This window comes from Mesorhizobium sp. B283B1A (assembly GCF_020165735.1).
In the GTDB taxonomy this organism is placed as follows: Bacteria; Pseudomonadota; Alphaproteobacteria; order Rhizobiales; family Rhizobiaceae; genus Mesorhizobium; species Mesorhizobium opportunistum.
This window is the reverse complement of the sequence record NZ_JAIUIQ010000021.1, coordinates 53,372-77,603: the sequence shown is the minus strand read 5'-3', so window position 1 is coordinate 77,603 and position 24,232 is coordinate 53,372. Positions and strand designations below refer to the sequence as shown.

At 59.9% G+C, this 24,232-nt stretch carries 20 protein-coding genes and 2 pseudogenes; 15 read left to right on the top strand and 7 right to left on the bottom strand.

Annotation, left to right across the window (positions count from 1 at the left end; translation table 11 throughout):
• The first annotated feature begins 160 nt into the window (after positions 1-160).
• The 4 genes from LB577_RS19225 to LB577_RS19210 all read left to right on the top strand — a co-directional run bounded on the left by LB577_RS19225 (position 161) and on the right by LB577_RS19210 (position 4,070).
• Complete coding sequence (locus LB577_RS19225) at positions 161-1,723, top strand: recombinase family protein (RefSeq protein ID WP_224687900.1); 1,563 nt, start codon at positions 161-163, stop codon at positions 1,721-1,723.
• On the top strand, positions 1,720-2,547 hold the full coding sequence (locus LB577_RS19220) for a plasmid partitioning protein RepB C-terminal domain-containing protein (RefSeq protein WP_224687899.1): 828 nt from the start codon (positions 1,720-1,722) through the stop codon (positions 2,545-2,547). Before LB577_RS19225 ends, LB577_RS19220 begins: the two co-directional genes overlap by 4 nt.
• A 457-nt stretch (positions 2,548-3,004) precedes the next feature.
• Entirely contained in the window at positions 3,005-3,688 is a 684-nt protein-coding gene (locus tag LB577_RS19215; protein ID WP_224687898.1) for a hypothetical protein, read from the top strand.
• A 1-nt stretch (position 3,689) separates the two neighbouring features.
• Positions 3,690-4,070 (top strand): hypothetical protein, encoded by a 381-nt coding sequence (locus LB577_RS19210; protein ID WP_411969299.1) that lies wholly within the window; start codon positions 3,690-3,692, stop codon positions 4,068-4,070.
• Between the two features lie 208 nt (positions 4,071-4,278).
• On the opposite strand, the gene LB577_RS19205 is transcribed toward LB577_RS19210, so the two are convergent.
• The gene (locus LB577_RS19205; RefSeq protein ID WP_224687896.1) at positions 4,279-4,773 is read right to left on the bottom strand and encodes a metallophosphoesterase; all 495 of its coding nucleotides are present in this window, start codon (positions 4,771-4,773) and stop codon (positions 4,279-4,281) included.
• Between the two features lie 382 nt (positions 4,774-5,155).
• Between LB577_RS19205 and LB577_RS19200 the strand changes: the two genes are divergently transcribed.
• The 3 genes from LB577_RS19200 (at position 5,156) to LB577_RS19190 (ending at position 6,481) form a co-directional block, all read left to right on the top strand.
• Positions 5,156-5,464, top strand: coding sequence for a hypothetical protein (locus LB577_RS19200; RefSeq protein WP_224687895.1), 309 nt, complete (start codon positions 5,156-5,158; stop codon positions 5,462-5,464).
• Complete coding sequence (locus LB577_RS19195) at positions 5,461-5,730, top strand: hypothetical protein (protein WP_224687894.1); 270 nt, start codon at positions 5,461-5,463, stop codon at positions 5,728-5,730. The genes LB577_RS19200 and LB577_RS19195 overlap by 4 nt, the downstream gene beginning before the upstream one ends.
• A gap of 490 nt (positions 5,731-6,220) precedes the next feature.
• Positions 6,221-6,481, top strand: coding sequence for a hypothetical protein (locus LB577_RS19190; protein WP_023767887.1), 261 nt, complete (start codon positions 6,221-6,223; stop codon positions 6,479-6,481).
• A gap of 75 nt (positions 6,482-6,556) precedes the next feature.
• Here the strand turns inward: LB577_RS19190 and ligD are convergent.
• Positions 6,557-8,325: pseudogene (ligD, locus tag LB577_RS19185) on the bottom strand (DNA ligase D).
• Positions 8,326-9,200: 875 nt separating this feature from the next.
• Between ligD and LB577_RS19180 the strand changes: the two are divergent.
• On the top strand, positions 9,201-9,437 hold the full coding sequence (locus tag LB577_RS19180) for a hypothetical protein (protein WP_083833366.1): 237 nt from the start codon (positions 9,201-9,203) through the stop codon (positions 9,435-9,437).
• A 190-nt stretch (positions 9,438-9,627) separates the two neighbouring features.
• Here LB577_RS19180 and LB577_RS19175 read toward each other — a convergent pair whose 3' ends face one another.
• Positions 9,628-11,781 carry a putative bifunctional diguanylate cyclase/phosphodiesterase gene (locus LB577_RS19175; RefSeq protein ID WP_224687893.1) on the bottom strand — a complete coding sequence of 718 codons (2,154 nt, stop codon included), beginning with the start codon at positions 11,779-11,781 and terminating at the stop codon, positions 9,628-9,630.
• Positions 11,782-12,440: 659 nt separating this feature from the next.
• Here LB577_RS19175 and lgt point away from each other — a divergent pair.
• Complete coding sequence (gene lgt / locus LB577_RS19170; protein ID WP_224687892.1) at positions 12,441-13,295, top strand: prolipoprotein diacylglyceryl transferase; 855 nt, start codon at positions 12,441-12,443, stop codon at positions 13,293-13,295.
• Between the two features lie 137 nt (positions 13,296-13,432).
• On the opposite strand, the pseudogene LB577_RS19165 reads toward lgt, so the two are convergent.
• The 4 genes and pseudogenes from LB577_RS19165 to LB577_RS19150 all read right to left on the bottom strand — a co-directional run.
• Positions 13,433-13,711, bottom strand: a pseudogene (locus LB577_RS19165) (transglutaminase-like cysteine peptidase); the annotation flags it as partial.
• Between the two features lie 266 nt (positions 13,712-13,977).
• The gene (locus tag LB577_RS19160; protein WP_224687891.1) at positions 13,978-14,496 is read right to left on the bottom strand and encodes an RES family NAD+ phosphorylase; all 519 of its coding nucleotides are present in this window, start codon (positions 14,494-14,496) and stop codon (positions 13,978-13,980) included.
• Positions 14,493-14,882: an MbcA/ParS/Xre antitoxin family protein gene (locus LB577_RS19155; protein ID WP_224687890.1), complete on the bottom strand. Its 390-nt coding sequence runs from the start codon at positions 14,880-14,882 to the stop codon at positions 14,493-14,495. Before LB577_RS19155 ends, LB577_RS19160 begins: the two co-directional genes overlap by 4 nt.
• Before the next feature lie 229 nt (positions 14,883-15,111).
• Entirely contained in the window at positions 15,112-16,212 is a 1,101-nt protein-coding gene (locus LB577_RS19150) for a tartrate dehydrogenase (RefSeq protein ID WP_224687889.1), read from the bottom strand.
• A 502-nt stretch (positions 16,213-16,714) separates the two neighbouring features.
• Between LB577_RS19150 and LB577_RS19145 the strand changes: the two genes are divergently transcribed.
• The 6 genes from LB577_RS19145 to LB577_RS19120 all read left to right on the top strand — a co-directional run bounded on the left by LB577_RS19145 (position 16,715) and on the right by LB577_RS19120 (position 24,169).
• On the top strand, positions 16,715-17,794 hold the full coding sequence (locus LB577_RS19145; RefSeq protein WP_224687888.1) for an ABC transporter ATP-binding protein: 1,080 nt from the start codon (positions 16,715-16,717) through the stop codon (positions 17,792-17,794).
• 38 nt (positions 17,795-17,832) lie between these two features.
• Entirely contained in the window at positions 17,833-19,158 is a 1,326-nt protein-coding gene (locus LB577_RS19140) for an ABC transporter substrate-binding protein (RefSeq protein WP_224687887.1), read from the top strand.
• Positions 19,159-19,252: 94 nt separating this feature from the next.
• Complete coding sequence (locus tag LB577_RS19135; protein ID WP_031258236.1) at positions 19,253-20,191, top strand: carbohydrate ABC transporter permease; 939 nt, start codon at positions 19,253-19,255, stop codon at positions 20,189-20,191.
• 1 nt (position 20,192) lies between these two features.
• Positions 20,193-21,086, top strand: coding sequence for a carbohydrate ABC transporter permease (locus LB577_RS19130; protein ID WP_023767874.1), 894 nt, complete (start codon positions 20,193-20,195; stop codon positions 21,084-21,086).
• Positions 21,087-21,563: 477 nt separating this feature from the next.
• On the top strand, positions 21,564-22,748 hold the full coding sequence (locus LB577_RS19125; protein WP_224687886.1) for an ROK family transcriptional regulator: 1,185 nt from the start codon (positions 21,564-21,566) through the stop codon (positions 22,746-22,748).
• A 110-nt stretch (positions 22,749-22,858) separates the two neighbouring features.
• Complete coding sequence (locus tag LB577_RS19120; protein WP_224687885.1) at positions 22,859-24,169, top strand: ABC transporter substrate-binding protein; 1,311 nt, start codon at positions 22,859-22,861, stop codon at positions 24,167-24,169.
• Positions 24,170-24,232: the final 63 nt, after the last annotated feature.

Genomic DNA, 24,232 nt, shown 5'->3' with positions numbered 1-24,232 from the left:
GGCGTGCCGGCTCACGAAGTGAGTCAGGGTTCCCCGGCAGTTGAACGCCATGGTTTCCAAACAGAAAAGCCCGGCATTCGACGCAAACTGGACAGGAATTTTCAACCAAACCATAGCGCTGTGGTCGCTAACATGACCGATCGGCAGGACAGCGCGAGCGATGGACGAGGTTGCCAAAACCCCACAAGTTCCTTCAGGCAAACGTCTCGTTCGCGCCGCTCAGTACCTGCGCATGTCGAAAGAGCACCAGACCTACTCGATCGCCAATCAGAAAGATGCCATCCGCAACTATGCCGAAATCATGGGCTACGACATCGTCGCCACTTACGAGGATGCCGGTCGCAGCGGTCTCAACTTAGGCGGTCGTCCCGGCCTCCAGCGGATGCTGGCCGATGTAGAAAGTGGGCGCGCCGAGTTCGAAACGGTCGTGATTTACGATGTCAGCCGCTGGGGACGTTTCCAGAACATCAATGAAAGCGCCGCCTACGAATACCGTTGCCAGATGGCCGGCGTGCGAATCGAATTTTGCGCCGAGCAATTCGCAAATGACGGCAGCGTCGGCTCCGATGTGCTTATGGCTATCAAACGCAGCATGGCCGCCGAGCACAGCCGCATGCTCTCTCAAAAGACGTTCATAGGCCAGGCGAGGCTGATCCGGCTGGGCTTCCGTCAAGGTGGCAAGCCGGGGCTCGGCCTAAGACGCCAGTTGGTGGACCAGTCAGGACGTCCCAAATTTATCCTCTGCCCGCACGAACAAAAGAGCCTGCACACCGACAGAATGATCTTGGTGCCCGGGCCGCCAGAAGAAATCGCGACGGTGCGCTGGATCTTCGGTGAGTTCGTCAAAACGCATAAGACAGAGCTTGAGATTGCAAGGCTGTTGAACAAGCGCGGCGTCGCCACAGACCTTGGGCGGCCATGGAAGCGGGAAACGGTGCGCGGAGTTCTGACCAATGAGAAATACATCGGCAACAATGTCTGGAACAGGCGCTCGCGCAAGCTTAAAGCAAAGGCAACGAACAATCCTCCTGAACACTGGGCTCGAGCGGACGGCGCATTCGAGCCCATCATTGACCGCAGGCTGTTCGAACGGGCGCAACTCATCCACCAAACGCTCTATTCGCGCATCAGGGTGAGCAACGAAGAGATACTGCTTGCGTTGAAGAAAGTCCTGGCGCGCCGAGGCTACTTGTCTGCCTCGATCATTGACGATGCGCCTGATTGCCCTGCGGCTAGCCTGTATTTCCATCGCTTCGGAAGCCTTCTGAAGTCCTACGAACTGATCGGATATCGGTCGCCCAGGCAGTTCATTGCCTCGAAAAGGCGATTGGCGACGGTGCGTATACAGGCGATAGAAGGCTTACTGGGGGCGATCGGAAGCGCTGGCGGACAGGCGGCCTATGACAAAGAGAACGAGATCCTCCGGATCAACGACGAGTTCACGGTTGCAATCGAAGTCCTACATTGCGCCGCTTCCGACTACGGATATCCCTTCTGGTCCCTGAAAACCCGACGCCAGTCGGTGGCTGACATTTTCATCTTGGTCCGGATGCGCCCAGGTGACCTTGTCATTCGAGACTATCTGATTGCCCCTATGTCTAAAATCGTCGCCAAATCGGAATTGCGCGCTAACAATGGGGCTCAACTGGACACCTACCTCTTCCCCACGCTCACCCCAATTACCAGACTGGCAGCGCGAGCAAGTGTGGAGACCATATCGTGAGTTCTAAGTATCGTATGACCCGCATAGCCGCCTACAAAGCTTTCCAGGATAACGGCCAGAGACACGCTCGGAATATTGCCACTGATCAAGCGGGATCAAAGGTAAAGCTCTTTGGGCCAGATCTTTTGGCAACCTATGAAGCTGAGTGCAGACGCAAGCGCCATTTCATAAAAGAAACAGTGGAAGCAGAACAGCGCTTGGGGCGTATGGTCAAAGCGCTTCGTGTGATCATGAGCGACACGAAATTTCGCTCATTGCTGGTGTCCGAAAGCCTTGCCACTATGCCAAAATCCCTGGCCCAGCGGTTGCAAGGCACGACGGTCGAATCTCAAACAGCCGCGCATGCCAGCGAGTCCCCTTCTGACAGCAGTGCTCAATCTGTCGGCGGGATTTGCCCCGACGTCCTCAATTTTCTTCAGGACTACCCTGTGAAGGTGAAGATCTTCGGCTTACTGCGGCATGTGCTCCCGGCCAGGCAATTGGAAATTGCCAAGTTGATGGTTGCCATGGAGCGGGTCACGTTCACGTACGAAAAGTTGCTTGTCGCCTTTACGCCTCGTGCGCTGCTGGCCGAGGGTTTCGATCCGACGACGGTTGCCAACGCGTCTAAAGATCAACTGGACGCGATGACGCCAGAACTTGACCGGCTAAGCCGTGAGTTTCTGAGCGCTGTGGAGCGACGTGGTTCGGTGAGCCTGGAACTGTTGGCTGCCGGCCGCTATCTCGATCGGCTGATGAATAACCCTAGGGCCGTGCGGTATCTGGCGCGCAATTTTTCCGGCCATTTTGAAGAGTTCCATAATTTGTCGGTGCCCCACAAATAGGTGGATCGAATGACATACCGGGCCGGCTTGGATAGCCCACGTCCGCGGCCATGCTGCTTGTGCCACTACCGGTTTTTTGGCGCGACAGCACCACATGGCTCACTCTATTTTCTGATCAATCGCTTTCTCATCCAAAAGATGACTGCCACCACCAGCCATAGCTTAGCCACGACGTTGACGCGGCGGCGCTGACAGTGGTCCCAGCCGAGGCCGGTCCGGCCATGATCCCAGCAGTGGTGTGGTTTCGTTCTCGCCGATTGCCGATGTGCCGATGACAGGGACTAAGGACGGCCCTCCCGTCTTATCCCGGCGCTTTTTCAGCGCATCGATTTCGTCGTCACGCCGGGCGATGCGGCTTTCCAGATTGGCGATGCGCTAGGTCAGAAAATAGCGACCCACAACGAACCCTCCACTCCCGAAAAGAATCGCGAACGTCGCGAAGGCAATAGGATTGGCAATGATCAACGTCGCATTGGCCTGGAAGAACCTGATCAAATCATGCATTCTCAAACCCGCTCAATCCCTTGGCATCCTCTGGATTTCCAACCGGACCGACGGTCCTACTCTGCTCCTCGGCGGTGCCCGCACCAGAGGTGCTGCTCGTGTCAGGGTCGCGAAAAACGTTCGAAATCGCACCACGCGACAAGCCAAGCTCGCGTTCCAGTTCTGTTTTCCTCGCCACCTGGGCGCTGCGTCTAGTGCGCTGCCGGGCTGCGGGTTCCAATTCCGACAGAGCTCCGCCGCCGCCCCGTTTTGGGGCTTTGCCATGGGGGTGCTCTCTGGTTTCATGCCGTCACAAATAAGGAATATATTCCTGCTTCGTCAAGACCGCAGCGGTCTATCGTTCTCTTTTTGCTCCGAATGGGAGCGGTACAGACTGCGGGATTTGGGCAGCCCCGGGGAGCCGCTTCGAATTGAAAACGTGAACGCGCATGCCGCCGTCTATCTTCCAATCCCTCTACACGCCCGGCCTGAGTTTTTGCCTGCACCGTTGCTTCATCGTGATCCTGGAGATCGTCTACCAACCACTCGTCAGGCCATCGCGGTGATTGGTGGCGTGCGCAGTGCGTCCTGTGAACAACGGCAGATATCCACGAAATGTTGGCTAGGCCAATCGCACAGAACAGCGCACTGTCGCTAACATGGTGGCTGGACATGTTGAAATGGTTCTGTTCGAGCAATCGATGGCCAATGCGGATGGCATTCAGCAGCCGTTTTCCGACCGGGTGATCGACGCTGCGGAGAAAACGGCTGGCGCGGTGCTGTTCGATGTGCGTGTCGACGGTGACGCCAACATTTATAGAATGGCCGCCATCGGATACGGTGACGCAGATACGGCGATAGTCGTGCTCGAGAAGAGTGGCCAATTAAGGTGCGCCTCAGTGAATGGTGCCGCGTCGCCTTTCGTCGCGGCGCTCGCTGCATGGGAGGCTTCCCCATTGAGCGAACATGTGCGAGCTGAATACCATGGCACAGCACTGATCTTGCTGGCGAAGCTTCGCGCGACTGGTCACCTCAAATGATCAAAACTACGCCATCACTTTGGTAGAATTCTGGCATCATCCGAACCCAATCTTGCAAAGTTCGCGGGTCAAACAGGTCAAGCGTTTGTATTTGACCAAGCCCTATACGATCGACGAATTGGCGGAGAAGATCCGGATGGTGCTGGATAGAAAGTGAATGGCAACGGCCGCCGGTGCTCGCTCACCAACCCTCTCCGCTTCAGCCGCGTCACCGGAGCCCGCGCTTGCCGCGCAAGGTGTGCAGCGAAACGGGCCGGAAGTCCCAGCAGTCGACACCAACATCATATTGGCGCGTCAACGGCTTCAATTTGCCGTGCGAATGTCCGTGCAGGTTTATCGACTTCTTGCCCATCCGGTTCCATGTCCGGAACGGATAATGGCACAACACGATGAGCTGAGCCTCCTGCGTCAGCTCCCTATAGTGCTGGACGCTGTGCCACCCGTGTGCGGCCGTTGTCTCGAAAGCATCATTGTTGCCGACGATGAGGTTCTTGCGGCCGTTTAGGTGTGCCAGCAGGGTTTCGACGTTCGATTTGCCGTGGCGCGCGAAGTCGCCGAGATGCCAGACTTCATCCTCGGGGCCGACGGTCTCGTTCCACCGGGCAATCAGCGCTTCATCATGCTCGGGCAGCGATCCGAACGGCCGGCGATCGATCCTGAGAATGCGGGGATCATTGAAATGCGTGTCGGTTGGAGGCGACATGCATTAGCGTTGGAGATCCCGACGGTCGTGCGCTTTTTGTGGCTACTCGCAGGTGCGCCAACAGTCCTAAATCGTTCCTCTGTACTGGGTTGCCTCAATCCATAGTAAGAGCGCAACAGCTGGCGACCGCCCCTTAACTTCCAAATCCCGACCTCGATAGCCCCCAGCCACGATCCATACCGTCTTTGAACGCTGATATATTTTGATGCCCCGTGCACTCGCCCAATCACACAGGTATGCAAAGTCTCGCTTCATGATCTTCCCACACTTCGCAAAATCGGAACGCTAATAACCGCGAAGGTAGAGGTATGTTCCAAGAGGGGCGATCACACTTTAGCATCTCCTTACGAAACAAACTCGCCTGCTCCGAGTTTGAATCGGCATGGCTAAGGGCAGCATCAGCATAGGCGATGAGGTGGCAATCGTGGCGACAGTCCGGCGGCGCGTCACCGCAGACCGCGTAAGCGTCTCGATCCCCTCTTATGGCTTCCCGCATTCCATCATCGACCGCACTTCCCAAGTGCAGCAGGGCCAGCCGATCGAGCTTATCGGCAGCGTCACTCACATCGATGGTGATCTGGCGACGGTGAACTTTGGCGTGCCTATCACCGTCAACCTGGACACGCTGCGCCTGGTGAATGCCTACAAGCCGCCGACGAAGAAGACGCCGCTGGTGGACAAACCGACATGACGAAGCTTTCAAAGCTTGACCCGCCTAGCCCGGCAAGTTGCACGGCGGCGAAGACATCCCGGAAGAGCGGCATTTCTATCCGTGCCCCAATTGTGGGCAAGAGGTGGACCAGTGGGATTTGCGCCAATGCCGCCACATACGAATACAGCTTGGCCGACCCAAGCGACCCGACTCATTCCTCCGAATTCATGCTCTCCGAACTTGGTCCGCCTATTCCCGGCAACAGGCGCGAAGGCGATCCGGCTGACGAACAGAAGGATTTCTAACCCTGCCAGTTTCCCGTCAGCAAGTCGACATCGGGAGCTGTACCAGGTGTCCGACGGCGGGACGAGCATCCCCGGCCCCCGACTTCGCCGCGTCGCAAAAGCTAGGACAGCAAAGAACCCGCAGGCCGAAGCCAGCGGGTGTACGTTCAGGCGATAGGACGCTCCCAGCCGGCACGTGTTTGCGGCCCTTTTTGGGGCCGGGAGCGGAACGAAAGGGCCAAGTGACGATTTTCTAATGGAAGGGTGATGATCGAGGAAGCCTGGAATGGTTGAACTTCTGAACCTGGAAATGGCAGTCGCCAGGCAACACGCTAGGCGCGCCGAACTCTCCCTCGATCAGCCACAGACAATGAACAACGACAACCACGGGCTTGCGACCAGTCTTGCGCTGTGCAGCCGCATGCGAGCCGGGCAGGCGCGGGCAAAAGCAGCCCGTCGGCGGCTACTCAAAATAGCGCACCCGACAAGCATGCCTTGAGGAGCCAAAACCATGATGTTGTTCGAACCACTCAATTGGGATGGTCACAAGCGAAGCGAGGTCTACCATGCCGCGCGGTTGTCGATGCTCCATGATCGCGTCCTGAAGCGCATGGATCGACTCGACCACTCGGCCGATGAAGTTGAGCGAGCGGCAGCCATTCTGGTCGACCTCACCCACGCCTCTGCTGCCGAGGCTTTTCAGGACGCGGTTTTCAGGAATCCGTCGGCAGCCTTCCTTCAGCTTGAAGCAGGTCAAACACTTGGGCTCTGATCGGTGAGGCAGGGCGCCACCGCCGCCTCACGCTTCTTCCACTGCGAAAGCTGCGGCTTGTGGCCAAACTTTGGGTTATGCCGCCCTTCGGCTATCGGGTCTGAAGGGATTGGCGAGTGTGAAGGCGTCTGGCCTGATACCTCGTTCAACCTGTCCCCATGTGACAGGATGGGAAATGGGGAAGCCCGGCCGCGCTCGCGGAGAAAAAGCCCCGACGGCGGTGTTGCCCCGGCCGTTGCGCAGATAGTCGAGGAAGATGCGGCTTTTTCGGGCCGCCGGGTCGGCTGACAGCAGGTATCGGTGGGGTTCGGCATCCATGAGGCATTGAGCCAGCGATCTGGCCAGTTGCCGGACCTCGTCGTGGGTCATCCTGGAGGCGAGCGGCGTCATCAGGTGGATGCCTTTGCCGCCGGTCACCTTCGGCCAACTCTCCAAGCCAGCCGCTTCCAAGATACGGCGCAGCGACAGCGCGGCCTCAACCACCGCTTGCCACGGAACGCCTTCACCGGGATCAAGGTCGAGGACGAGCCGGTCAGCATGTTCGACATCGTCAATGGTGGCGTTCCAAGGATGCAGCTCGACGGCATCCATTTCGACTAAGCCAAGCAAACCGTCCAGATCGTCAATCCACACTCGGACACCTTCGCCACCTTCGCGCTTTTGGACCCGAAGCTGGTGCACCGAAGCCGGTATCGGAGGCAATTGCCCCTTGTGATAGAAGGTGGCGCCGAAGGCGTGGCGGACCAGCTCAGCGGCCGCCGGCCCAGATGAACCAAAGCCTGATCGGCCACTCGCTCCCAATAGCGCGCGAGCTCTTCCTTGGGCGGCGCGATAGCATCGGGCAGAAGCTGCAGAATGTTTTCGCGAGGGACGCCATGCCGGCCTTCCGATCTGCGCTTGGAGGGAGACGGCGGCTTGGCCGGGATCGCCTGAAGATCTTCCCGCAGCCCCTTGAACACGGCTTCCCGCAAGATGCCGCGATCCGTGACACCGCTGAATTGCACCTCCGCCAGCACGTCGGGCCTGACCCAGGTCGCCTTCGGCTTCTCAACCGGTTCGGACAAGGGGGATTTGCCGACGACCAGCGGATCTGGCCGTTCCCTGACCCTCCGTGCTGCGTCCAGCGTATAGCCGCTCTGAGCTTTCCCGGCATAAAGCAGCCGGTCGCCTTTCCATCTGCCGATATACAGCGAGGCAATACGGCGGGGGTGAGCACCAAGCTTCTCGACAAAGGCGACAATCGGGAACGTGTCGCTCTTGATGCATTTCACCTTGAGCCAGCTCGTCTGGATGCCGGAGCGATACGGCGAATCGGCTCGCTTGGATACGATGCCTTCCAGGCCCATCCGGCACGCGTGGTCGAACACGTCGCGACCGCATGCCTCTAGGTGCTCGGCATAGGTCAGCGTCGGCGCCGTGTCCTTCAGCACCTTCTGGAGGGCGGCCTTGCGTGCAATCAGTGGTTCTCGCCGAAGATCGCGGCCGTTGAGGTGCAGAAGGTCGAATGCAAAGAACATAAGCTTATGCGAGTTCGCATTCCCCAGTTCCCGCTCAAGAGCTTGAAAATCCGGCAGGCCGGTGCTGCCCAGAACAACGGCTTCGCCATCGAGGATCGCGGATTTGACGGGCAGCTGCGCCGCCGCCTGAACAATCCGCTTGTAGCGGTGCGACCAGTCGTAGCCCCGGCGGGTAAATGCGCGCGCCTGCCTGCCCTCGACGACAAGCTCCGTCCGGTAGCCGTCATATTTGATTTCATGCAGCCAGTCGGCCTCCTCGGGCGTGTTTAGAACCAGCGTTGGCGATTGGAACGCGATGAAAGCGAGTTGGCCTTCCGGTTTACGCATGCACTTGCGACTCCCTGACCGGAGTCAAATCGGATAGCAGCAATCGGTTCCTGGAGTTTTAGTAAAAATGAATATGACCTGCTCGGGCGACCAGCATGCCCACCCAAGCCGGCCAGTGCTCGTATGCATTCCAGCGAACTATTCACCCTGTCAGGCCGATCCCCGCCCGGGCAAGTTCGTCTCCTCCTTCACCTGTCGTCCCAAATCTCTGCGGAGGCGTTCGGTTTCGTCGGAGCCGTCCTTGGCGTCTGTCCGTTCGAGTTCGCGGTCGATTGTTTCGCGCGACCCCTCCACGGGATCCTGTTCTGGAGGTCCGTCAGGGGCGTTGTCGACCTTGCCTTTGTTGCCCGGCCCGCTTGGGTAGAAAGATCTCGACATATTCAGTTCCTTTCCGTCGGTCCGCAAAGCCCGAGTTCCAGCTCTCAGTGCTTGCCTATCAAACCAGACCGCCAGTGCATTGTTCCATGTCCGGCACCGCCCTGGTGCACTGTCGCGCCTGCGAAGAATGCGACGAACCGGGAGAGTCATCACGCCGCTAGGCCGGGGCTAAAGTGAGCTCCAATACAAGACGGCTGTTGCCGCCCCCGGGCCGTGCTTAGACCGCTTTGCTTCGGGCCGGCCATCGTCGGGGCTGACGACGCAAGTCACATCTGACGTGAGGCGCAAACTTTGGCCATAGCCATCTCGTTAACCATGACCATCGAGAGGCCAGGCGGCCTCGGACCGACTTGGCAAGAATGCCGACTGGTGCGACGTGCACGATGTTCGCGGCCCGGCAAAGGCCAGATGCCAGGCAAATTCCGCCGCCACACGCGGCCAGGGAACATTTCCTCTTGCTTGACGTTTTGCGCCACCCTCGTACAGGAAGTATGGCCATGCATAGTCGCAAACCGGTGATGGCCGCGCTCGTCAAAGAGATCGACGCGGTCCGCCTCAGCATTTCGCTGCTTCAAATCGATCAATGCAGAGACGCACGACCCGGGAGAAGCGCATGGCGTTCCGGCTATGAGCTGAACGCCCAAAAGGCCCGCCTGGCTCGCCTGGAGACGGTGCTCGCGAGCTATCCTTCGGCACCGGCAGCCCGGAGATTGGAACATCAACAGAGTGAGTGACAAGCAACGCGGCAACGTTTCTATGGAAAACGGCATGGGAGGCAGGCGCAACCACAAAGTGGAGGTTCTGGGCGACGGGTGCTCAGCTCCCCTCGGCCAGGAAATGTGCTGGCCGATTTTGACCGAGTGCCAGAACCGCATCGCCTGCCACAAGCCCGTTAAGGGCCACCCGAATCCGCATTCAGCGGCCTCAGGCGGAAGCGCGCCTTGTTGCGCCCGTTATGAGATTCTCGATCTCTTGCTTGGGCACGGGCCTGGACAGCAAGAATCCCTGTAGCTGGTCACAGCCGAGTTTGCGCAGAAAATCGCATTGGCTGTCCGTCTCCACACCTTCCGCCGTGGTGCTGAGGCCAGTGGCGCGGGCCAGGTCAATTATCGCCTGAACAATAGCCTCGTCTCCATTTGAGTGACCAAAGCCCTGCACAAAGCTTCGGTCGATCTTGATCCGGTCGACTTCCAGGGTCTGCAGGCGTCCAAGTGAGGAGAAGCCCGTCCCAAAATCATCAAGAGCAAAGCGCACGCCGATGCTGCGCAACGCTTCGACGTTCTGCTGACATTCAGTTCGGTGCTGAGACAGCGTGCTTTCGGTGACCTCGAGTTCAAGCCGTCGAGGGTCCATCTGGGTCTCCAGCAGGATGCTCGTGACCTTCATGGCAAAGCTCGGATTGTTCAACTGCAAAGCCGACACGTTCACCGCCAATGTCTCGATTGGCCAGTGTACCGCATCCAGACACGCCTGGCGGAGAACCAGTTCGCCCAATTGTTCAACCAGTCCCATTTCTTCGGCCAACGGTACGAACAAGTCGGGCGCAACCCAACCACGCTCCACATGCGACCAGCGGGCAAGCGCTTCAACACCTGCCATCCGGTTTGTGTCTGCGGTGTATAGCGGCTGGTAGTAGACCTGAATCTGGCCGGGCGCCTGCAAAGCACTGCGCAGGTCCTGTTCGAGACCCTTGCGCATTGCCAGGGTTTGGTCCATCTCGGTTGCGAAGAATGCATAGCTGCTGCGGCCGCGAGCCTTGGCGTGATACAGTGCGACGTCGGCTTTACGCACCAGCTCTATCCACTCCAATCCGTCCCTTGGAGCGAACGCTGCGCCAACACTCACCCCTACAAAGACCTGAGCTCCGGCGACCTGAAATGGACGGCGCGCGGACTCGAGCAAATGTTCGCATAACGTCCTGACCTCATCTTCGCCTGCGACCGAACGCTTGATGATGATGAATTCGTCGCCACCCAGGCGCGCGACCGTGTCTGCCTCGGTGGTTAGCCGCCTCAACCGGTCTGCAAACTCCCTAAGCAGCTCATCGCCAGCGGGGTGACCGAGGGTATCATTAACCTGCTTGAACCTGTCGAGGTCGAGGTAAAGAACTGCCAGTTGCTCGCCCGTCGAGGGCAGCCGCGACAGCGCGTCGGCCAAACGGTCGTTGAATTGCCCGCGATTGGGGAGCGCGGTAAGCAGATCGTTGTGGGCGAGTTGAAAGATTCGATCTTCCGATTCAATTAGCTTCAAAGTTCGCCTGCGCAACGCTCTGAGAGCTACAATGACACCGCCCAGAACCAGCCCGCACAAGGCGACCAGAATTGGAACCAGTTGAAAGAGAACGAAGGTCCCGGGCCGGTATGGCTGCCAGACGAAGAAGCCGATGGTCGAGCCGGATCGGTCGACGAGGGGATAAGATGCCTCTGCCGAGGCGAGCTTGTTGACCCAGGAGAAACGCGCACCCTCGAGCAGATAATCCTGGCGCAGCAAGGTAAGCAGGCTGCCATCGAGATATCGAATCGCGACGTGCAGGAACTCCTCCCCTGGTATTTGCGCGATGTGGCCGCTGTCGGAAACGACCGGCTTTACACTCACAATGGCGGGGTGGCCCGAGATGACGGCCATGTCGGAAGCACCTATCGTGAGCACCTGCTCCGTCACTCCGTCGGTGTCCTCACGTTTCAACCTTGCCCTAAGATTAAGGACAAGAGGCGCTGTCATAGGACTTGCGGAACGGTAGCTGGAGGAAGCGACAATAGAGCCGTCGACGAATGCGTAGACTGGCGCGTCATTGGCGTCGAGAATGTAGACCTGGTCGTGGCCAAAGTAAGTGTGCATCCAGCTGCCGAGATTGGTGTCGATCCATTTTGCGTCGCGGCTCCGCAGCGCATTGACCGCATCGTCCCAAACCGTGACGCTCTCCTGGTCATGCGCTACTCCGCTCTCCAGGTTGGATACGATCAGCGCAACCAAGCTTTTTTGCCGCGACACGGCAACACGGTCAGTCTGGATAGCCGACCACAGCAAAAGTCCCGCAGTGACGATCGCAACTATCAGCGTCACCACGGTGATGGGCAAAGCCGTTCTCAAGAGGAAGAGACGGCGGGTTGGTTCGCCAAAATGCCGTAGCGGTTTCATGAACCTGCTGTACGCCAGGAAAACTTCTGGATCGTTAAAGGCGCCCCCGCCAAGGACGGCTTGCAGTGAGCAACTGTGCCGTTAAACTCGATGATAGGTGACCTGCCCAGGTGATGGCACCGCGCGAAGAGATCGAGCCAGGAAGGGCACTAAACGTGTCCAGCAAGCCAAGCGGTATTGCCCTCCAATACTCCGACCTCTGCTGCTGCCCCGAGCGTTTCAGGAAATTGGCGACCTACATCCTACACGCGAATATGACGGGCGGGCGCCACTGTTTCTTCGATCAGCGATGGGTTGATTAAGCGCGGGAACATTGGTGGAGGTTTGTCCGCCAGATCATTCGAACGACCGCGGCGGCAACCCGGGCCTGCCCCAATCGTATTGCTGATTCAATTATAGTTCAGCCACATCGCCGGTAGCGTTGACGCCTGGCGTGGCAGTTCTTTGGGATTGTCGATGCTGCATCAATTTGGCTCTGCAGCCTGCTCGCGTGAATAGACGGCGCCAAATGCAGGCATGGAGGATAGGGTTGCCTTGACCCTGCCAAAACCCTGCCGCATGGTCCGCGCCCAAACGCGTTCGCAACCGAGAGCTCCCCGTTGAACGAATATTTCCTGCTGCCGCTGGCCTCGCTGCCGTTTCCCAATATCAACCCGATCCTCATCCAGATCGGGCCGCTAGCGGTGCACTGGTACGGCGTCGGCTACATCGTCGGCATCCTGTTCGCCTGGTGGTATGCCAAGCGGCTCGCCGCCAATGCGAGGCTGTGGCCGAATGGCATCCTGCCGATGAAGCCGGAGGACCTCGACGATTTCATCGTCTGGGCGGCGATCGGCGTCGTGCTTGGCGGCCGCACAGGCTACGTCCTGTTTTACGATCTGGCGCGCTACATTGCCCATCCACTCAACATCTTCGCCGTCTGGCAAGGTGGTATGTCGTTCCATGGCGGCCTGCTCGGCGTCATCCTCGCCATGACGTTGTTTTCCATCAAGCGCGGCATCCGCACCTGGTCGCTGTTCGACGTCGTGGCCGCCGGCGTGCCGGTCGGCCTTGGCCTGGTGCGCGTCGCCAACTTCATCAATTCGGAACTCTGGGGCCGGCCGACGGACGTGCCCTGGGCAATCGAATTCCCCAATGGCGGGCCGTTTGCCCGCCATCCCAGCCAGCTCTACGAGGCCCTGCTCGAAGGCGTCGTGCTGTTCCTCGTGCTGCGCATCCTCACTCATTCGCGCCTCAAGCTGAAGACGCCTCGCTTCGTCGGCGGCGCCTTCATCTGCGGCTATGGCCTGTCGCGCATCTTCGTCGAGTTCTTCCGTGAACCCGACCAGCAGCTCGGCTACCTCCTCGGCACCAATTGGCTGACCATGGGCATGATCCTGTCGACGCCGATGGTGCTGGCCGGCATCTGGGCGATGGCGACAGCCAAGCCGGTGGCGCAGCCGCTGCCGGCATGACGCGGCTGAAGACCCGCATCGTCGACGTGATCGGTATGGTAGGGGCCGACCTGGGACAACAGACGCAAAGTGACGGTTGTTCCGAGATGGCGGACTGACGCCGTTCGGTACCAATTTGCTCTCGTTATCCTTGCGCTCTAATGGACGCTGGCGACCGCGTCTTCGCGGCCCTCGTTGATCGTCACCCAAACGCCTGAATTCTCGTCAGATTGGCGCTTCAGGTAAGTGTTGTCGGTGTCGGTCCAAACGAGCACCCTGGGTTCCAGATTGTCGAGGATGAAATCGCCGAGGTTGGTGCGCATGGTGAGCACCGCGTGGCCATCGCCGTTCGACCGGCGCGCCACCGTCATCAGCAGATCTCCGGCCGGAACACCCTGGCTCATCAACTCGCGACGCTTCTCCAGCGCATAATCCTCGCCGAAGGCTGTGGCAGAACCCGATTAGTAGTGGGTCGTTGCCGCCGTTGCAGCGCGCATCGCTAAGAGGTTCTGCTAGCGCGCTCGCCCGCAGCGGTTTAGCTGCCTACCTGCCTGGCTGCTTTCATTCCGGGAATGGAGGTTCTGAGCTACCCGAGATTGACTTGGCGAGGCGCAGACGCGATTGCTTTTGTGTCAATCTTACCAAACCATCAGACCTGCAGGGCGAAAGACCCTCCCCTGCCGTTCGGAGGAGCGAGAGCGCGTTACCGCCAGGATAGCTGGTCCTTGGGCAACCGACCGCTCGGGTCGAATACAGCTATCTTGTGCGGCAGATCCGGCCCCCAGTCCCAAAGGACCAGATTGCGATTTTCCATCTCGGCGCTCGGCGCGAAACTTGGGACAACGATGCCGCCAACATTTCGAGGCCGCAGCCGGTCGTAGACGGACCAGGACGCCGGACGCTCCCCGTCGCTAAGCGCCGTCGCCCAGGCGCAGGCCATGTCTTCGAGCGCGACAGAAAATTCTCCCCTCGTCTCTTTCGTTGTCAGATCCGCGATGTCGTCGCAGTCGACCTCATACGAACACAGCACACAGGGATCGATTCGCTGCGCGAAGCCCTGGTTGGCTTCCTTGATGGCTGTCATCAGGCTCAACGCCAGATAGAGCGCCGGCACACCTTTGGGATTGAATCGGGCCCCTCGGATTGCCGCTCCTTCACCGGAAGTCGGTTTGAATGCCCAACGTGGATCGTGCGCCCGATAGCAGGTTCCGACAAACTTCACGCAAAGCCACCAACGGCCATGTGATCGAGATAATCACGAACCGCAACGGCCTTGCCGTCCTTCACCAGCGCCTCAGCCGTGCGTCCGCCGAATGCTGCAAGCGGCTGAGCCCGATACCAGGCCATCGCCTGCTCCTTGCCGCCCGCCCAATCCGTCACGCGACTGATAATCTCGAGCATCTCCCGCAGACGCCCCTGTGTTTTTACCGCAGCGCTGCGCTCTGACCGATAAAGGGTCTCGCGAGCAAGACCAGCGGTTTGGGCCAACTGGCTCTTGGACATGCCAAAACCATCCGCGACTTGTCCGATCGCAATCTTCCCGTTCCGGTCCATATAGGACAGGATGAGAGGTCCGTTCTGTTCGGGGATCTTGAGTGCCTGGGCCACAGAATTCATCCTGCCACAGTGAGAGTCAGATTTCTTGGGCAAAAGATATGGCAGTCTTCGACGGCTTTCAAGCCCAGGTCTGAGCCAATTCAAGCTCACAGTCTCGCCTTGGTGCTCCACGCGCCTGCTTGGGACCGCATCTCGCAAGCCACGGCCGACAGTCAGCAACCCCAAGCACCTTATACAGGGAATCTGGTCATGCGACTTGCAAGCGAGCAACCGTGACTGTCTATCCGACCGGCGGAGATGAACTCGTGCTGTTTAGACCTGACAGCGCGGCAATCACTGCAGCGGTGACCTCGGCGGTGGGGGCCATCCCCCCAAGATCCGGACTGAGATGCTCCCCCCGGCCGGTGACGGTTTCAATCGCTACCATCAGGCGCCGCGCCGCGGCGTGCTCGCCGAGATGGTCGAGCATCAGGCTTGCCGTCCAGAACGATCCAAGCGGATTGGCGATGCCTTTGCCGGTGATGTCGAACGCCGAGCCATGGATCGGCTCAAACATCGACGGACGGTTGCGCGACGGTTCAATGTTCGCGGTTGAGCCGATTCCCAGCGAACCCCCAAGCGCCGACGCCAGATCCGACAGGATGTCGGCGTGCAGGTTGGTCGCCAGCACAGTGTCGATGCTGCCGGGCCTGTTGACCATTCTTTGCGTCATGGCGTCGACCAGCATCCAGTCAACGGTCAGCCCTCGGTAGCCGCGGACCACTTCGCGCACGACTTCGTCCCAGAGCACCATGCCATGGCGCTGTGCGTTCGATTTGGTTACGACGGTCAGCAGCTTGCGAGGGCGCGACAAGGCAAGATCGCAGGCAAAACGTGCGATACGCTCAATACCGGCGCGGGTGAAGACAGCAACGTCCATGCCGACTTCGATGGGCAATCCACGATGGGCGCGACCGCCAACCCCCGCGTATTCGCCTTCGCTGTTCTCGCGTACGATCACCCAGTCGATCTGTTGGCCGAGGTCGGGCCGCAGCGGGCCTGTCAACCCGGGCAGAAGGCGTGTTGGCCGCACATTCGCATACTGGTCAAACCCCTGGCAGATCGCCAGGCGCAAGCCCCACAGCGTGATGTCGTCGGGGAGCTCCGGGTCGCCGACCGCGCCGAAATAGATCGCGTCGAAATTCTCAAGCCGAGCAAGCCCATCCTGCGGCATCATGCGGCCATTGCGGCGATAATAGTCCGAGCCCCAATCGAAGCGCTTGAACTCGAAGGCAAGACCGAATTCCGCGGCAGCCAAGGTCTCCAGCACCTCGACGCCGGCCTCAACCACCTCGGGGCCGATTCCGTCGCCACCGATCACCGCGATCCTATGCAAGGACATTTTCAGTTTCCTTCTCAGCGGCAGCGACCTTGGCGCTAATTTAGTCATTGGTTCGGAGTTGGCGGTCAGGTATATCGTCAGTCCGCGTCTCTTGCCACGCGAGAGCGGCAACAGTGGTCTTGCCCTGATCAGCGAGGCGGATGGCGATGCCACGGCAATGGCCGCTCCATCCGTCATCAGCTGCTTCAATCGCCGCGCAAGGATTTGACGATACTCCAGCGGGCCGGTCGCCTTCCACCAACTTGGCCGCAGCCGAGTTCCAAGATGGCGCCCTTCGGCCACGGATTTGGACTATAGACCCGCTGTTCTGCGGTTCCTGCATGCCCGCTTTACAGGCGGATTTGGTAGCGCTACCGTTTCAGAGTCGCGTGACCTGGGGGAACTGGAGGCAGACGTCGCCGACGCAAGTGGTGGATCGTCGCACTGCCGGCATCCGTTTCAAGCCACGCCTGATACAACGGCTCCCAGCGACGTTTTCGCAGGGACCATCGGGAGGAGTTCGATGGCGGCTGTCGCGATTGGCGATGTCTACAAATCCTTCGGGGCCACTGAGGTCCTGCATGGCGTCAGCGTCGATATTGAAGACGGCGAGTTCGTCACGCTCGTCGGACCCTCCGGCTGCGGGAAATCGACGCTTCTGCGGATGATTGCCGGTCTGGAAAAGATTTCGCGGGGCCATATCTCGATTGGCAGCCGGATCGTCAATGACGTTGCTCCTAAGGAACGCGACGTGGCCATGGTCTTTCAGAATTACGCGCTCTACCCGCACATGACGGTTGCGGAGAACATGGCGTTCTCGCTCATGCTCAAGGGTGTTCCGAAGGCGGAGAGCGATGCAGGCGTCGGTCGGGCAGCCGAAATCCTTGGGCTGGTCCCGCTTCTGTCACGGTATCCGCGGCAGCTTTCTGGAGGCCAACGTCAACGCGTCGCCATGGGCCGCGCGATCGTGCGCAATCCGCAGGTATTCCTGTTTGATGAGCCGCTCAGCAATCTCGATGCCAAGCTCAGGGTGCAAATGCGCGCCGAGATCAAGGAGTTGCACCAGCGGCTGAAGACCACGACGGTGTATGTCACGCACGACCAGATCGAGGCCATGACCATGGCCGACAAGATTGTGGTCATGCACGACGGTATGGTCGAGCAAATCGGGTCGCCGCTGGAGCTCTACGACCGCCCGAACAACCTGTTCGTGGCAAGCTTCATCGGCTCTCCCGCCATGAATATGCTCAAGGGAACAATCCTGACCGAAGGCACGCCGCGTTTTCAGGGCGCGGGAGGGATTTCGGTGCCTTTGGCCGGCCCGTTGTCCATTGGCAATGGCGAACCCGTCGTGCTGGGGATACGGCCAGAGCATCTGCGGCTCGGCGACAATGGCATTGCGGTCACCGTGGTGGTGATCGAGCCAACCGGCTCGGAGGTACAGATCATAGGCCGGACGGCGGGAGGCGAGGATGTGGTCGCCAATTTTCGGGAACGCCATTCCTTCGCGCCGGGAGAAACCATCCGGCTGTCGGTCGAGCCCGGTCTCGTTCATCTCTTTCACGGCGAAACCGGCAAGCGCATGAGCCTCCCGCAGCAGTAGGGCAACACGCAACGAGGAAAACACAGGAGGAAACGATCATGAGATTCACCAGACGCGACGTGATCCGCACGACGGCCGGCGCCGCCGCCGGCGCGTTGGGGAGCCGGTTCGTCGGCTCTCCGGCCTTCGCCAAGGAGGCTTTGACGTACAAACCGGAGGATGGCGCGAAGCTCAGACTGCTGCGCTGGTCTCCTTTCGTGCAGGGCGACGAGGACCAGTGGCTGAAAAACACCAAACGGTTCACGGAAGCGACGGGGGTGGAGGTCCGCGTCGACAAGGAGAGTTGGGAAGACATTCGCCCCAAGGCTGCGGTCGCCGCTAATGTCGGCTCGGGTCCGGACCTGATGTTCGTCTGGTTCGATGATCCGCACCAGTACCCCGACAAGCTGCTCGATGTGACGGAACTGGGCGATTATCTCGGCAACAAATATGGCGGCTGGTATGAGGGGCCAAAACAATATGCGACGCGCGAGGGCAAGTTCGTGGGCCTGCCTCTGGCCACCATCGGCAACGCCATCGTCTACCGGGAAAGCTGGGTGAAGGAGGCCGGTTTCTCGGAGTTTCCGAAGGACACGGCCGGCTTCCTCGAGCTCTGCAAGGCGCTCAAGGCCAAAGGTCATCCGGCCGGCTTTACCCATGGCCACGGCGTCGGCGACGGCAACAACTATGCGCATTGGCTGCTGTGGAGCCATGGCGGCCAGATGGTCGACGAGAAAGGCAAGGTCACGATCAACAGCCCCGAGACGCTCAAGGCAATCCAGTATGCGCAGGAGCTCTACAAGACCTTCATCCCCGGCACCGAAAGCTGGCTCGATGTCAACAACAACCGGGCCTTCCTCGCCGGCGAAGTGAGCGTCATCGCCAACGGGATTTCCGTCTACAACACCGCCAAGGTCAACAAGGACAATGATCCGAAGCTGACCGAGATTGCCAAGGACATGCGCACGAACAACTTGCCGATCGGTCCGGTCGGGAAATCCGTCGAGCTGTTCCAGGTGACCACGGCCGTCATTTTCAACTACACGCCCTACCCCAACGCGGCCAAAGCCTATCTGCAGTTCATGTTCGAGGATCCGCAAATGTCGGACTGGATCACCTCCTCGGCATGCTACTGTTGCCAGACGCTCAAAGCCTTCGCCAACAATCCGGTCTGGAAGGCTGACCCGAACAATGCGGCATATGCGAAAGCCTCCGAGACGCTGCGTCCCAACGGCTATGCCGGGCCGCTCGGCTACGCCTCGGCGGCCACCATGGCCGACTATGTTCTGGTCGACATGTTCGCCAAGGCCGTGACAGGCCAGGCCACGCCGCAGGAAGCGATGGAAGAGGCGGAAAAGCGGGCCAACCGTTATTATCGCGTTTGACCACAGCTGAACCGGGCGGCGGACCATGTTGCCCGGTTCGGTTTCGGACGGCGGCTTGCGTCGCCATGCAACCAGACCTCGTGAGGAGCCGGCCATGGCCGTGACGTCCGCTGCGGTTCGGCCGCGCCCATCAATCCTGTCGCGTCTGGCCGAAAGCCGAAATGTCCTGGGCTTCGGCTTCATGCTGCCGGCGGCGGCGCTGCTGCTGGTCTTCCTGACCTACCCGCTGGGGCTTGGCGTCTGGCTCGGTTTCACCGATGCGCGCATCGGTCGCCCTGGCATCTTCGTAGGTATTGAGAACTATGAGTATCTGTGGAGCGACAGCATCTTTTGGCTCTCGGTCTTCAACACGCTGCTCTATACGGTCAGCGCTTCGATCCTGAAATTTGCGCTCGGGCTCTGGCTGGCGCTCATCCTCAACGAGAACATTCGCTTCAAGTCCTTCTTTCGTGCAGTGGTGCTTTTGCCCTGGGTGGTGCCGACGGTGCTTTCGGCGATCGCTTTCTGGTGGATCTACGATTCGCAGTTCTCGATCCTGTCATGGGCGCTGCAGCAGATGGGACTGATTGATCATCGCATCAACTTCCTCGGCGACCCGACCAATGCGCGCGCGTCGGTTATTGCCGCCAACGTGTGGCGCGGCATTCCATTCGTCGCCATCACTCTGCTGGCGGGTCTGCAGACCATCCCGCAATCGCTATACGAGGCCGCCACCCTCGACGGCGCCAGTCGGTCGCAGTTGTTCCGCTACGTGACCCTGCCGCTGCTGACGCCGATCATTGCCATCACCATGACCTTCTCAGTGCTGTTCACCTTCACCGACTTCCAACTGATCTATGTGCTCACTCGTGGCGGCCCGGTAAACGCCACTCATTTGATGGCGACATTATCGTTCCAGCGCGGCATTTCCGGAGGCCAACTCGGCGAAGGTGCGGCAATCGCCGTCGCCATGATCCCCTTCCTGCTGGCGGCGATCCTGTTCAGCTATTTCGGCTTGCAACGGCGCAAATGGCAGCAAGGCGGCGGAGACTGATATGGCCACGATCAGGCAAGCGGAGCGCATCGAGACCGACGATGGCGGCATGGGCTATTTGCAAAGCCTGCCCCGCCGGGTTGTGACGGTCTATCTGCCGCTTCTGGTGTTTATGATCGTGCTCCTGTTTCCCTTCTACTGGATGACCATCACGGCAATCAAGCCGAATGCCGAGATGACCGACTACGTGAACTACAACCCGTTCTGGGTTGTTCACCCGACATTGCAGCACATACGTTATCTGCTGTTCGAGACCTCCTATCCTGGTTGGCTGCTCAACACGATCATCATCTCGACCGCCGCCACTTTCCTGTCACTGTTGGCAGCGGTGCTGGCGGCCTATGCGATCGAACGCCTGAGATTCTCGGGCGCGCGGCAGGTCGGCCTTGCAGTGTTCCTGGCCTATCTTGTGCCGCCTTCGATTCTATTCATCCCGCTATCGCTGATGGTGTTCAACCTCGGCCTCTATGACACCCCGTTCGCGCTGATCCTCACCTACCCCACGTTCCTCGTCCCCTTCTGCACCTGGCTGCTGATGGGCTATTTCCGCTCGATCCCGTTCGAACTTGAAGAATGTGCTCTCATCGACGGGGCGAGCCGCTGGCAGATCCTCACCAAGATCGTGCTGCCGCTGTCAGTCCCTGGCCTGATTTCCGCCGGCATCTTCGCTTTCACGCTATCCTGGAACGAGTTCATCTACGCGTTGACCTTCATTCAATCGTCGGAAAAGAAGACGGTGCCAGTCGGCGTGCTCACCGAGCTGGTTCGCTCCGACGTCTATGAGTGGGGCGCGCTGATGGCAGGCGCGCTGATCGGGTCGTTGCCAGTGGTGGTGCTCTATTCATTCTTTGTCGAGCACTACGTTTCCTCAATGACCGGCGCGGTAAAGGAATAACGCCGTGCGACGAACGCCGTTGGCAGATTAGCCACGGGAGGCGAGCAATGAAAACTTCGCTTGGAGATCGAGAAGCTTCTATTTGACGATAGCCCTACGAGCGCGGCCGCATTGGGGCCGTTAACGGCCTGGCAGCTTTCAAGATGACTGGCAAGAAAGCCGACCGTTAGGTCGAGCGTAGTGCGCGCCGCTTGGCGCCAAAAACGGTCCTTGTTGGTTCCGCGCCAAAGGCGGACGAGCTCGTAACCGATTGAAGCAACCGGACTCAGTTATTTGCACGAGTAAGCGCAGTGACTCCGGAGGGCTCGGGCGCGCACGGAACTGATCGCCGTAGTCATCGAACGGGCTACCGCGGTAGCTTTCACTGCGGAGCGACAACTGACGTTCGGCGTCATTAGAAAAAGGCGGACTCTGGGACGGTTCTGGTCTATGCCGACGCTCGTTGCCGGTCCGCCGGCCTTTGCAACTGGTCCATGAATGAAGCGCCAGCCCACGACGTCGAGCCTGTTACGCCGACTCAATCGTTCGGCGGTGGTGGATTTGATCCGCACCGAAGGAGTGGCATCACCTTCGAGCCTCGCCGAGCGACTGAACATCAGCATCCCGACGGTGATGCGGGTGATCGAGGATTTGATTGCCGAGGATTTGGTGGCGTATGACGGGTTTGACGAGGCCAATGTCCGTGGCCGTCCCCGGGCACGCATCAAGTTCCGCGGCGCGGCGCATGCGATCATCGGCATCGAGGCCGGCAAGGGCGAGTTCTATGGCGCCGTGGCCAATCTCCAGGGCGTCGTGCAGACCGAAATGCACGAGACCGCCGACGATGATGGCGAGCGCAATTTGGAGAAGCTGGTCGGCCTGATCCGCCGACTGATGGCGGCCCCCCGCCCGCGCGGCCAGACCATTCGCGGCATCGGCATTGGCCTGCCCTCTATCGTTAGGCAGCCGCAGGGCGAAGTGGTGCTGACGCTCGGGCTCGGCTGGCGCGACATGCCGTTGCGGGCGCGGCTCAGCGAATATTTTCAGATGCCAATCGTCGTCGAGAACGGGCGCAACCTCGCCGCCGTGGGCGAATGGGGATTCGGGGCCGGGCGTGGCGCCGACAGCGTCGTGAGCCTCTCGATCGGGCCCGGCGCCGGCGCGGGCGTCGTGATCGACGGCAAGCTCTATGGCGGGCACTCGCATGCGGCGGGCGAGCTCGGCTGGTATCTCGATGACCCCCTCCTCACCGGGCGGCCGTTCGAACATCTGGGCGACAAGCAATCGCTGCGCTTTTTCGGCATTCCCGAGGAGGCGACCAAGATGCTCGAAGAGGCCAACACGCAATATGCGGCGGGGAAGCTCACCCTGGCTGCCGTCACCGACCGGCAGGCGGGCAAAATCGCGCCAGTCGTGACCGAACTGCTCGACTATGCGACGATGGCGGTGGGCAGCGTTGCTGCCTTTATGAACCCCGAAATCATCGTACTGGCGGGCCGGGTCGTCGGCGGCGGTGATCTGGTGCTCGATGTGCTGCGGCATCGCCTCAAGGGCAATGTGTATGACCCGCCGCGCCTCGTGATCGGCGCGCTGGGGCACCGCGACGTCGTGCTTGGAGCGGTGCGCCTGGTGCTCGATGCGACGACCCTCAACCCTGCCGACAGCCTCGTGATGGCCGACTGAAGATCAATCGATCGCAATTGACAGCGACTGTATGTCGGCATTAAGTTTCTAACTGAAAGAAAAACGTGGCTTGCATCGTGCGGGAGCGTATCTTTCGTGGGAGGAATTCAATGACGAAGATTTTCAATCCGCTGGGGCGGACGATGCAGCGTCGTGACTTCTTGAAAGTTGCGGGTGCGAGCTTTGCGGTAGCAGCCCTGCCGACGGCAGTTCGCGCTGCCGATCCCGTCAAGGTGGTGCTGTGGTCGTGGGTGCCGGATCTCCAGCTTCAGGTCGACATGTTCAACGCCGCGCATCCGGGCATCCAGGTCGAACTCGTGAATGCCGGCCAGGGGAACCCAGAATATCAGGCGGTCCGTGCCGGCCTGAAGGCGGGCAGCGGCCTGCCCGACGTCGTCCAGATCGAATACCAGCTCCTCGAGACCTTCCGCCAGGTCGACGCCTTCGCCGACATCGGCCCGTACGCCAATGCCCATAAGAGCGAGTTCCCCGAAGGCTTGTGGACGCAGGTCGCCAAGGGCGATGTGGTCAACGGCATGCCGCAGGATTACGGTCCGATGGCGATGCTCTATCACAAGGACATCTTCGACAAGCATGGGATCACGCCGCCCACCACCTGGGCCGAGTTTGCCGATGCGGGCAAGAAGATCCATGCGACCGATCCGAATGTGTTCATCACCGACGCGCCGTTCGGAGCCAATGCCGACTGGGTCTTGGGTCTTTTGTGGCCGATGGGCTGGAAGCCGGTCAGCCGCGATGGCGACAAGCTCGCGATCAACATCAACGACAAGATTGCTAAGGACTTCGCCGCCTATTGGCAGGACCTTATTGCCGCGGGTGTCATCGAGACCAAGCCGGGCTTCAACAATGAGTGGTACACCGGCCTCGACTCGGGCCGCTATGCCACCTGGCTCGCTGCCGGCTGGGGTCCTCTGTTCCTGACCTCGGTCGCCAAGACCAGCGTGGGCAAGTGGCGTGCCGCCGATCTGCCGCAGTGGGACGCGAGCAAGTTCGCGACTGGCGCTTGGGGTGGCTCAGCGCTGGCCGTGATGAAAACGACCCAGCATCTGCCCGAGGCCGCCGAAGTCGCGATCTGGCTGAACATTAATCCCGAAGCCACAAAGCTCTACACCACCAAGCAAAACTTCTTTCCTTGTACCCGCGCGCTGCTGTCGGATCCGGAATGGGCGAACGCGAAGCCGGATTTCTTCGGCGGCCAAGCGGTGAACAAAGTGTTCGCCAAATCGGCGAATGCCGTGGCGCCGTTTGAGTGGAGCCCGTTCCAGGACTTCCTCTACCAGTCGATGTCCGATGAATTCGGCGCCTCGATCGGCGGCAAGGGCACGCTGTCGGATGCGTTCGACCGCATCCAGGACGCCGTGGTCACCTACGCGAAGGAACAAGGCTTCACCGTCGGCTAACTCCTCCCGGGCAACCGCCGGGCGCGCTTGACCGGCGCGCCCGGCCTCTTCATCTTGCCGGAC